4 protein-coding genes are annotated in these 9,099 nt (G+C 68.3%); 3 read left to right on the plus strand and 1 reads right to left on the minus strand.

From position 1 onward, the window contains the following. Position 1 precedes the first annotated feature (1 nt). A complete protein-coding gene (locus JHC99_RS04130; protein WP_292152195.1) occupies positions 2-1,423 on the plus strand; it encodes an efflux transporter outer membrane subunit in 1,422 nt (473 codons plus the stop codon). 208 nt (positions 1,424-1,631) lie between these two features. Here the strand turns inward: JHC99_RS04130 and JHC99_RS04135 are convergent, their stop codons facing one another. Continuing rightward, the gene (locus JHC99_RS04135; protein ID WP_292152196.1) at positions 1,632-4,448 is read right to left on the minus strand and encodes a pitrilysin family protein; all 2,817 of its coding nucleotides are present in this window, start codon (positions 4,446-4,448) and stop codon (positions 1,632-1,634) included. Positions 4,449-4,725: 277 nt separating this feature from the next. Between JHC99_RS04135 and JHC99_RS04140 the strand changes: the two genes are divergently transcribed. Both JHC99_RS04140 and JHC99_RS04145 read left to right on the plus strand, forming a co-directional pair. Beyond that, positions 4,726-6,168 (plus strand): NAD(P)-dependent oxidoreductase, encoded by a 1,443-nt coding sequence (locus tag JHC99_RS04140; RefSeq protein WP_292152198.1) that lies wholly within the window; start codon positions 4,726-4,728, stop codon positions 6,166-6,168. 154 nt (positions 6,169-6,322) lie between these two features. Then, the coding region (locus tag JHC99_RS04145) for a glutamate synthase central domain-containing protein (RefSeq protein WP_292152197.1) at positions 6,323-9,099 on the plus strand (2,777 nt) is incomplete at its 3' end.

Below are 9,099 nucleotides of genomic sequence, written 5' to 3' on the forward strand. Positions count from 1 at the left end.
GATGACCGTATCCTCCCTCAAAGCCGTCCTGTCCGTGGGCGTCGCCGGCCTGACCCTGGCGGCATGCGCGGTCGGGCCGAAGGCGCCTGACGCTGTGATCCCCCCCGCCGCGTCGGGCGCCTTCATCAGTGCCCCGGGCTCGACCGCCGTCACCGCCGCCGAGGCGCGCGACGACTGGTGGAGGCTCTATGCCGATCCCGTGCTCGACGGCCTGATCGCCCAGGCCTTCGCTGAGAACAACCAGCTGGAGGCCGCCGAGGCCAATCTGCGCGCCGTCCGCGCCAGCCTGTCTGAAGCTCGCGCCGGTCGTTTCCCGACCACCGGCCTCAGCGGCTCGGCCAGTCGGAGCCAGGGCTCCGCCGCGACCAGCCCGACCGGAACCCAGCTGCCTGAAGCCGACAGCTATTCATTGGGTCTGGACGCCTCCTACGAGATCGACCTGTTCGGCCGCGTCGGCTCCTCGATCCGGGCCGCCCGCGCCGATGCGGATGCGCAGGCTGCCGCGCTTGACGTCATCCGCGTCTCGGTCGCCGCCGAGACCGCCCGGGCCTATGCCGACGCCTGTTCCGCCAACGCCCAGATCGCCGTCGCCGAACGGACCCTGGCCCTGCAACAGAACACCGCCGACCTGACCCAGCGTCTGCTGGAAGGCGGTGCCGGCACCGGGCTGGATACCGCCCGCGCCCAGGCCGCCCTGGCCCAGACCCGTGCCACCCTGCCCTCGCTTCGGGCCGGCCGCGACGGCGCGGTCTATCGCCTGGCCACCCTGACCGGCCGCACCCCGATCGAGGCGTCCGAGGCCGCCCGGTCCTGCGCCCACCCGCCTCAGCTGACGCAGCCGATCCCGATCGGTGACGGCGCGGCCCTGCTGGCTCGACGTCCCGATGTGCGTCAGGCGGAACGCGCGCTCGCCGCCGCCGCCGCGCGGGTCAATGTGGCGACCGCGTCGCTGTATCCGACCATCAGCCTGGGCGGATCGTTCGGTTCGACGGCGCTGGACGCCGGTGAGCTCGGCAACGACGAGAACTATCGCTTCAGTTTCGGCCCGCTGATCAGCTGGTCCTTCCCGAACATCGCCGTGGCCCGCGCGCGGATCGCCCAGACCGGTGCCCTGACCGAGGCGGCGCTCGCCACCTTCGACCAGACGGTGCTGTCCGCGCTGCAGGAGACCGAGACGGCCCTGACCAACTATGCCAACGAACTGGACCGCCGCGCGGCCCTGACCGAGGCGCGAGATCAGGCGGCGACGGCGGCGCGGCTGTCACGTCTGCGCTTCGATGCGGGTGCCGACAACTTCCTGACGGTGCTGGATTCGGAACGCACCCTGGCGGGGGCGGATGCCGCCCTGGCCCAGTCCGATGCCCTGGTCACCACCTACCAGATCGCCGTGTTCAAGGCCTTGGCGGGGGGTTGGGAGACGTAGGAAACAACTGTCTCTCCCTCCCCCTCGGGGGAGGGTGGTCGAAGCGCAGCGGAGACCGGGTGGGAAGGGCAAGGCAATACAGCGGCGGTTCGCCTTGCCGCCCCCACCCGATCGCTTCGCGATCTGCCCTCCCCCGAGGGGAGGGAGTATGCAAAAACGGCCGGTCTCTCGCGAGACCGGCCGCTTCCGTTTCTGACCAGCCTCGATCTTACTGAACAGGCACCCCGTTCGCGTCTACGACCTGCACCTGACCCAAGCCCAGCGCCTCGATCTTCGGCTTCATCGTGGCCACGTCGCCGACGATGACCCAGGTGGTCGGGCCGGAACCGACCACCGACCGGGCCGCAGCCGAAGCCGAGGCCGCCGTGGTGGCGTTCACGCCTGCGGCATAGCTGTCGAAATAGGTCTCGGGCCGGCCGTAGACGACCATGGTGGTCAGGTCGTTCATGACCGCGCCGTTGGTCTCCCAATCCCCGGCCATGCCCTGGATCAGGTTGGCCTTGGTCGAGCTCAGCTCGGCCTCGGTCATGGGACGGTCGCCGACGATTTCGGTCAGCTCGCGCCGGACCTCGGCTGCGCTTTCGGCGGTCTTGTCGGACTGGACCTCGGCCGTGGCCGAGAACAGGCGCGGGCCGTTGCCGGCGCGGACGCCCGAGCGAGCCCCGTAGGACCAGCCCTTGTTCTCGCGCAGGTTCATGTTGATCCGGCTGGTGAAGGTACCGCCCAGCGCGGTGTTCAACGTGTCCAGCTGAGGCTCGGTGGCGGCATCGAAGGGCGCGGTCAGGCGACCGGCCATGATCGTCGCCTGGGGTCCGGGCCGGTTGATCAGCAGGACCTGAGGCGTCGCGGGAGCCGCCGCCACCTGGACTTCAGGCTTGGCGGGGACCGGCGAAGACGGTGCCTTCCAGCCCGCCAGGGCCCGCTCGAGCTGGGGTTGCAGCTCGGCCATCTCGATATCGCCGACGACCACCAGGGTCGCGTTGTCGGGGCGGAACCAGGTGGCGTGATAGGCCTCGGCGTCGGCCGGGGTCAGGGTCGCGACCGAGGCCTCGGTGCCGTTCGTCGGACGGCCGTACGGGTTGTTCGGACCATAGACGTTGGCGGCCAGGACCCGGTTGGCGATCGCGCCGGGCGTGCGGTTGGCCTGCTGGATGCCGGCGACCTGCTGGGCCTGGGCCCGGACGAAGTCGGCCTGGCGGAAGGCCGGGTTCTCGATCACGTCGGCGAACAGATCGAGCGACGGAGCCAAGCGGGGCTCCAGCGCGGTCATGCTGACGGTGGTGTAGTCGGTCGCAGACCCGGCACCGAGGGTGGCCCCCAGCAGTTGCAGCCGGTCCGAGATCTCCAGCGCGTCGAGGTCGTCGGTGCCGTTGGTCATGACGGCCGGAGCCAGGGCGGCGATGCCCGCCTTGTCCGCCCCATCGGTCGCCGAGCCGGCGTTGACGATCAGGTTCATCGCCACGGTTGGCACGCCGGTGCGCGACGCCAGCACGACCTTCAGCCCGTTCGACAGGGTCGCCCGTTCGACATCGGGGAAGTCAGCCGCCGGGGCCACACCCGCGTCGGGCACCCCGCCCGAGCGATCGACGCCGGTCGCCGCCGCCGCATAGTCGGGGAAGGGCAGGACTTCCAGCGAATAGCTGCCGTCGGTCAGCCACGCCCGGCCCACGCCCGTGATGTCGGCCGGACGGGCCGCCAGGATACGGTCGTAGCTGGTTTTCCAGGCACCGGGATCGCCGTGATAGACCTGGCTCTCGGCCAGGATGTCGGACTTGCCGCCGAAGCCGCCGATCCGTTCGGTGCCGCGCACGAAGCCTGCGCCCACCGAGGTGCGGGCGCGCTCCAGCTCGTCGGCCGTCGGGCCGTCACGCAGCAGCTTGGCCATCTCCTCATCGACGATGGTCTCGATCCGCGCCAGGTCGATGCCCGGCTTGGCGGTGACCATGACCAGGAACTGGCTGCCGATCTCGCTCTCGCTGTTGAAGGCGCCGACATTGACGGCGATCTGCTCGTCGAACACCAGCCGCTTGTACAGGCGCGACGAGCGGCCCGAGGTCAGCACCTGACCCAGCAGGCCCAGATAGTCGGCCTCGGCCGTGCCGGCCGGCGGGGTGTTCCACACCTTGTACAGTCGGGGCTGACCCACGCGGTCGTACATGGTCTCGCGCTGAACGCCGGTCATGCGGGAGATCATCTGGTTCGGGCGGGTGACCGGAGGTCCGGGCGGGATGTCGCCAAAGTATTGCTCGACCTTGGCGCGCGCCTGTTCGGGCGTGATATCGCCGGCCAGCACGATCGTGGCGTTGGCCGCCCCGTAGTAATCCCGGAACCAGGCCTTGACCGTGTCCAGGTCGGCCGCGTTCAGATCGTCCATCGAGCCGATGACCGTGTGGCCATAGGGGTGGTCGGCCGGATAGGTGGCGTTCGTGATCGCATCCCAGACGCGGCCATAGGGCTGGTTCTCGCCACGGCGCTTCTCGTTCTGGACGACGCCGCGCTGTTCATCCAGGCGCTCCTGGGTGATCGCACCCTGCAGGTGGCCCATCCGGTCGCTCTCCAGCCACAGGATGGAGTCCAGCGCCGAGGTCGGCACGTTCTGGAAATAGTTGGTGCGGTCGGAGTTGGTGGTGCCGTTCTGGTCGGTGGCACCCAGCAGTTCGGTCGCCTTGAAGAAATCGTTGTTGAAGTTCTCCGACCCGTTGAACATCAGGTGCTCGAACAGGTGGGCGAAGCCGGAGCGGCCGTTCGGCTCGTTCTTGGAACCGACGTGGTACCAGATGTTGACCGCCACGATCGGGGCCTTGTGGTCCTCATGGACGATCACGGTCAGGCCGTTGGGAAGGACGAATTTCGTGAAGGGAATGTCGATCGGCGGCAGGGGGGCCAGTTGCTCGCCGCGCTGGGCGGAGGCGGCGGGTTCGGCGACGGCCGGCGCAGCAGGCTCGGACGCCAGGGCCGAAGAGGCGAAGAGGACGGAGGCCGCTACGCCTCCCAGCAATGCAAGGCGCAGACCGGTCGAACGCATGAAATACCTCGGGGGATGATGTGGCGGCGCAAAGTCCGCACTGTTTGCGTAACGTCACAAACCAGCCCCGGAAAGGAACGTTTTCTGAACTTTTGGTCATGTTCGAGCCGTTGGGGCCTGACAGCCGGCGGACGGCGTTCCGGCAGACCGCGCCCACCTCGGTCACTTCATGCACAAATGCCGCACTCGGCGACAAGATCATGTTGAAAGGCCTCGCTAGACCCCGATATCGCGGAAATCATTTGCCGAACGGGTCGGTTTTCGCTTTATGCGGCGTATGCAGAACAAGGGACCATCAGGGCCGCAAGGCTTCGTCGTGCAACCACGCCGTCTTCCCAAGACGGAAGCGAGCCTGCGCGTGCAGGATTTCGGCGAGATCATCGTCAAACCGACGCCCGAGAACCTCGAGGTCCAGGCCGGGCGCTGCACCGACTGTGGCGTTCCCTTCTGCCAGAACGCCTGCCCGCTCCAGAACAACATCCCCGACTGGCTGGGCCTGTCGGCTGAAGACGAGCTGCGCGAGGCCTGGCGCGTCGCGTCGGCCACCTCGACCATGCCCGAGATCTGCGGACGCATCTGTCCGCAGGACCGGCTTTGCGAGGGCTCTTGCACCCTGAACCAGTCGGGCTGGGAAGCCGTGACCATCGGTTCGGTCGAGGCCTTCATCGGCGATACCGCCTTCGACAACGGCTGGGTCGCACCGATCCGCCCGCTGCATGAACGCGGCGAATCGGTCGGCATCATCGGTGCCGGCCCCGCCGGCATGGCCGCCGCCGACCGGCTGCGCGAACAAGGCTATCAGGTCACCATCTACGACCGCCACGACCGACCCGGTGGCCTGCTGACCTACGGTATCCCCGGCTTCAAGCTGGAGAAGCGCGTGGTCCAGCGCCGCACTGATCGTCTTGCCGACGGCGGCGTGACCTTCGTCCAGAACTGCAATGTCGGAACAGACGTCACCCTCGATGATCTGCGGGGCAAGCATGACGCCGTCCTGCTGGCCATGGGCGTCTATCAGGCGCGGGCCCTGACGGCGCCGGGCGTGGGCCCCGGTTCGACCATCCGCGCGCTCGATTTCCTGACGCATCAGAACCGCCGCGATCTGGGCGATGCCGAAGGCACCGACTGGTACTCCGCCAAGGGCCGCAAGGTCGTCGTCATCGGCGGCGGCGACACCGCCATGGACTGCGTCCGCACCGCCATCCGTCAGGGCGCTGCCTCGGTCGTCTGCCTGTACCGCCGCGACAAGGACAACATGCCCGGCTCGGCCCGCGAGGTCTCCAATGCCGAGGAAGAAGGCGTGGTCTTTGAATGGCTCGGCGCGCCCAAGGCCCTGATGTCGCGTGACGGCACCACGACCTCGATCCGTGCCGCCCGCATGGCCCTGTCCGAACCCGAACTGGGCAAGCGTCGCGAGATCATCGCCGTGCCCGGCGGTGACTTCGACCTGGAGGCCGACATGGTCATCGAGGCCCTCGGCTTCGAGCCCGAAGCCTTCGCCGACCACCACGCCGAGCTCGCCCTGACCGAATGGGGCACTGTGGTGACGCCGCAAGCTCGCAACACCCAGGGCTATTCGACCACCCTGCCCGGCGTTTTCGCGGCGGGCGACGCTGTCCGCGGTGCCTCGCTCGTCGTCTGGGCCGTCCGCGACGGCCAGGACGCGGCGGCGGAAATCGATCGCTACCTCAAGGCTCAAGCCGCGAGTGTGGCGGCATGATATTTTCTCCATTTCCGCTCATTCCCGCGAAAGCGGGGACCCAGTGCTTTGGGCGAGCCAATCTCAGACCAACTCTCCGAAAACCCAGTCCGACGCACCGTGCCTCGCGAAAGAACTGGGTCCCCGCTTTCGCGGGGATGAGCGGAGAATTTGAATGACCTGGCTGAACCAATACAACACCGACCGCCAACGCCTGATCGACGCCGGTGCCTATGAACCGTCATCGGAAAAGGACGCCTGCGGCGTCGGCATGGTCGCGGCCATCGACGGTGTGCCGCGCCGCGAGGTCGTGATCCACGCCATCCAGTCGCTGAAGAACGTCGCCCACCGCGGCGCGGTCGATCCCGACGGCCTGTCGGGCGACGGCGCGGGCCTGATGGTCGAGGCCCCGCAGGGGTTCTTCGCCGAACAGGTCCGGGTGATCGGCCAGACCCTGCGTTCCGGCCCCATCGCCATCGGCCAGATCTTCCTGCCGCGCACCGACTTGGGGGCCCAGGACCGCGCCCGCGCCATCGTCGAGACCGAGGTTCTGCGCGCCGGCTTCTATATCTATGGCTGGCGCCAGACGCCGATCGATCTGTCGGTCGTGGGCTCCAAGGCCGACGCCACCCGGCCCGAGATTGAGCAGATCATGCTGGCCGCGCCCGCCGACCTCGCTGCCCCCGGTCAGTCCGAGGCCCTGGAGCGCGAGCTATATCTGTGCCGGCGCCGGATCGAAAAGGCCGCGACCGCCGAGAGCATCCCCGGCTTCTACATCTGTTCCCTGTCGGCCCGGTCGCTGATCTACAAGGGGATGGTCCGCGCCGAACTGCTGGATCAGCTCTATCCCGACCTGCTGGATCCGACGTTCGAGGCCGCCTACGCGATCTTCCACCAGCGCTATTCCACGAACACCTTCCCCGAATGGCGGCTGGCCCAGCCGTTCCGCATGCTGGCCCACAACGGCGAGATCAACACGCTGAAGGGCAACCTGAACTGGATGCGGTCCCACGAGATCCGCATGACGGCCCAGGCGTTCGGAGAGCATGACGGCGACGTCAAGCCGGTGGTCCAGGCGGGCGGCTCCGATTCCGCTGCCCTCGACAACGTGTTCGAGGTTCTGGTCCGCGCCGGTCGTCCCGCGCCCATGGCCAAGGCTCTATTGATGCCCGAGGCATGGGCTCGCGACGAGGGCCTGATGAAGGCCGACCACCGCGCCCTCTACGCCTATTGCAACGCGGTGATGGAGCCGTGGGACGGCCCCGCCGCCATCTGCGCCACCGACGGCCGCTACGTCGTCTGCGGCAAGGATCGCAATGGCCTGCGTCCCCTGCGCGCCATGGTCACCCACGACGGCCTGCTGCTGGCGGGCTCCGAGGCCGGTCTGGCCGGCCTGCCCGAAAGCCGGATCGCCTATCGCCTGCCGATCGGCCCCGGCCGGATGATCGTCGCCGATCTTCAGAAGGGCGTGATCCTGAACGAGGCCGAGGCCATCGACGCCCTGGCTGCCGCTCATCCGTACCAGGACTGGCTCGACAACATGGTCGATCTGGAGCCCCTGATCGGCCCCGGACCCGAGCCCCGCGCCGCCACCGGCGACGCCCTGACCCGTCGTCAGATCGCCGCCGGATACTCCCGCGAAGACCTGGACATGCTGCTGGACCCGATGATCCGGGACGGCAAGGAGGCGGTCGGCTCCATGGGCGACGACACGCCTCCGGCGGTGCTGTCGGACCTGCCGCGCCCGCTCGCCCACTATTTCCGCCAGAACTTCTCGCAGGTCACCAACCCGCCGATCGACCCCTTGCGCGAAGCCGGGGCGATGAGCCTGAAGACCCGGTTCAAGAACCTGGGCAACATCCTGGCCGAGGAAGAGGCCCAGACGAACGTCTTCGTCCTCGACAGCCCCATCCTGACCACCGGGATGTACGAGCGGATGCTGGGCGTCGTCGGCGCCGGTTCGACGGTGACGCTGGACTGTTCCTATCCCCTTCCTGCCGAAGGCGATCGCCCCGGTGCCGGTTTGCGGGCCGCCATCGACCGCATCCAGCTTGAGGCCGAGACGGCGGTCCGCAACGGTTCGGGCCTGGTCGTCCTGACCGACGAACGTGCGTCCGAAGACCGCATCACCATCCCGATGATCATCGCCACCTCGGCGGTTCATCTGCGCCTCACGGACAAGGGCCTGCGCAGCTTCGTCTCGATCGTGGTGCGCTCGTCCGAGGCCCTGGAGCCGCATGGCATCGCGGTCCTGGTCGGGGTCGGGGCCACGGCCATCAACCCGTGGCTGGCCCAGGAAATGTTCCAGGAACGTCTGGATCGCGGGGCCTATCCGGGTCTGTCGCTCCGGGACGCCTGCCTGAACTACAAGGCCGGTCTCGAGGCCGGTCTGATGAAGACGCTCGCGCGCAAGGGGATCAGCATAATCTCCGCCTATCGCGGCGGGTGCGAGTTCGAGGTCCTGGGCCTGTCCCGCGCCCTGACGGCCGAGTTCTTCCCCGGAGCGCCCTCGCGCATCTCCGGCATCGGCCTGGCCGGGCTGGAGCAGCAGGCGATGCGTCGCCACGCGGCGGCCTGGACCGAGGCCTCGCCCTCGCCAGCCATCGGCGGCTTCTTCCGCATCCGTGCAGGTCAGGAAAGCCACGCCCACGACGCGAAGACGATCCACCTGCTCCAGGACGCCTGCAATCGCGGCGACTACAAGCGGTTCAAGCAGTATTCCGAGGCCGTTCGCAGCCAGCCCGACAACGCCCCGCGCGATCTTCTCGACTGGCGCGAGAACCTGTCGCCCGTGCCGGTCTACGAGGTCGAGAGCGTCTCAGATATCCGCAAGCGCTTCCTGACGCCCGGCATGTCGCTCGGCGCCCTGAGCCCTGAGGCCCACGGCGTCCTCAACGTCGCCATGAACCGCATCGGCGCCCGCTCGGTCTCGGGCGAAGGCGGCGAGGATCC

This window comes from Brevundimonas sp. (assembly GCF_016463485.1).
Lineage (GTDB): Bacteria > Pseudomonadota > Alphaproteobacteria > Caulobacterales > Caulobacteraceae > Brevundimonas.

Coding starts and splice junctions, on each gene's coding strand:
- JHC99_RS04140 (WP_292152198.1), top strand. CDS start 4,726: ATGCAGAACAAGGGACCATCAGGGCCGCAAGGCTTCGTCGTGCAACCA.
- JHC99_RS04130 (WP_292152195.1), top strand. CDS start 2: ATGACCGTATCCTCCCTCAAAGCCGTCCTGTCCGTGGGCGTCGCCGGC.
- JHC99_RS04135 (WP_292152196.1), bottom strand. CDS start 4,448: ATGCGTTCGACCGGTCTGCGCCTTGCATTGCTGGGAGGCGTAGCGGCC.